General features: G+C 61.9%; 2 protein-coding genes and 1 pseudogene. 2 read left to right on the top strand and 1 reads right to left on the bottom strand.

Annotated elements, in window-relative coordinates:
- Together NKI72_RS34705 and NKI72_RS34700 are read left to right on the top strand one after the other, a co-directional pair.
- A partial coding sequence (locus tag NKI72_RS34705; RefSeq protein WP_352852208.1) for a plastocyanin/azurin family copper-binding protein occupies positions 1 to 172 on the top strand: 172 nt, incomplete at its 5' end.
- 160 nt (positions 173 to 332) lie between these two features.
- A pseudogene (locus NKI72_RS34700) lies at positions 333 to 1,445 on the top strand (NnrS family protein); the annotation flags it as partial.
- Positions 1,446 to 1,504: 59 nt separating this feature from the next.
- Here the strand turns inward: NKI72_RS34700 and NKI72_RS34695 are convergent.
- Positions 1,505 to 2,089: SUMF1/EgtB/PvdO family nonheme iron enzyme (locus NKI72_RS34695; protein ID WP_352852206.1), on the bottom strand; the 585-nt coding region annotated here is incomplete at its 5' end.

The following is a 2,089-nucleotide window of genomic DNA, read 5'->3' as shown; positions in this document are numbered from 1 at the left end:
GACCCAGGAGGGCGTCTACGGCGTCAAGTGCGCCCCGCACTACGGCATGGGCATGGTCGCGCTGATCGTTGTCGGCAAGCCGGTCAATCTCGATGCCGCCAAGGCGGTCAACCATCCCGGGAAGGCAAAAACGGTGTTCGCCGACCTGTTCACGCAGGTTCCGGCCAACTGACCAGCATACAGTCCGCCTGCCATAAGAGGGGCAGGCACGGGCCGGACGGACCGAGCGCGGCGGGTTATCCGGCCCTTTTCATTTGAGGATGCAAGTGATGGCAGTTTCACGTCTGCGGGCCTACACCGGGCCTGCGATTCTTTCCTAAGGATTCAGGCCCTTCTTCCTCCTCGGGTCGCTGTATGCCGGGCTCTCCATTCTGCTCTGGCTGCCGATGTATGCAGGCGAACTCGATGCCCACAGTGTGTTTGTCCCGGTCGACTGGCACGTCCATGAAATGCTGTTCGGCTATCTGCCGGCGATCGTTACCGGGTTCCTGCTGACCGCCATTCCCAATTGGACCGGCCGGCTGCCCGTGCAAGGCCTGCCGCTGCTGGCTCTGGTTGTCCTGTGGCTTGCCGGACGCGTCGCCGTTTTCTTCTCGGCGGATATCGGCTGGGAAGCAGCAGCCGTGATCGATGGTTCTTTTCTGCTTGCTGTCGCGGCCGCGGCGGCCCGCGAGATCGTCGCAGGACGGAACTGGCGCAACCTGAAAGTACTGCTGCCACTTGCCGTCCTAGCGTGCGCCAACGGCGCGTTCCATATCGAGGCACACCTTCAAGGCATATCCGACATTAGCCGCAGGCTCGGCATGGCTGCGGCGATCGTGCTCATCTCGCTGATCGGTGGGCGCATCATTCCGAGCTTCACGCGCAACTGGCTCGTCCGCGAAAATCCTGGCAGGCTGCCTGCGCCGTTCGATCGTTTTGACATCGTATCGATAGCCAGCTCAGCCATCGCCCTGGGAGCATGGACGTTCGCTCCTAGCGACAGCATCTCAGGCATGCTTATGGCCGTCGCCGCGATCTGCCAGGCGTGGCGTCTGTCCCGCTGGGCTGGCGAGCGCACCTTGCGGGATGCGCTGGTACTCATGCTCCATCTTGCATATACCTTCGTGCCTGTCGGTCTTGCCTTCGTTTCGGCGTCGATCTTCTATCCTGCCATCGTGCCGGCTGCTGCAGGGCTCCACGCACTCGGAACTGGCGCGGTCGGCGCGATGACACTTGCCGTGATGACCCGCGCAACGCTCGGTCACACCCGGCGAGACCTTAAGGCTGGAAAAGGCGCCTCGTTCATTTTTGGAGCCGTCCTGCTCGCAGGATCATTGAGGATCCTGGCCGTCTTCGTCCCCTATGACGTGGTGATCGACATGGCCGGCACCGCCTGGTTGGCGGCATTTGCCGGCTTCATTCTGATCTATGGAACTGCGTTGATGAGGCCAACCGCGCGGTGACGAAGGGCGACGGGCTGGCTCGCGACGTCGAGAAGACGTGACCCCGCTATTCCTGTTTTTCAGACGATGCCAAGTCGGCTAAAGATTCTGCTTGCCCATCCCGGGTGGTCCCGCACCAGCCTGAATCCCAGATTATCGGGAGGCGTGCCAACAGCACAGCCTCCGCTTTTCCCGTCACTGACGAAGTTCGACATATAGGCTCTGTGAAGCCCTTCAAGGACGTGGACGCCGCAATTGTCGACCGAACTCACAACACCGCTTCCATCCGCAGCCAATGTGGTGCGGACATAACAGGTCGACGTCCACTCCCAGACGTTGCCGGAAAAGTCGGCGAGGCCCAGGGAATTGAGACCAAAAGAGCCACGGCTCTTGGGCAACGGGTCCGGTTCGCGATTGAGGTCCACCTCGGCCTTGTAGCTGGTGAGCCAACGTCTGGCGGGGTTGTTGGCGTCGTTTTCGACACCCTCGAATTCGCCTGCGAACCGCTCCGCCGCGGCAAACGCCCACTCTTCGTCGGATGGCAGCCGCCATTGGTCGCCGGTCACTTCTGAATACCATCGGGCGTATGCGTTGGCATCGAGATAGCTGACGCCGGTCACGGGAGCGGTGGCGGGGATCGTGCGCGTCTCCTGTGCCGGCTGGCA

Source organism: Mesorhizobium sp. M0437 (assembly GCF_040321335.1).
Lineage (GTDB): Bacteria > Pseudomonadota > Alphaproteobacteria > Rhizobiales > Rhizobiaceae > Mesorhizobium.
Note: the sequence above shows the minus strand (reverse complement) of the source record. Positions and strands in the feature narration are given on the sequence as shown.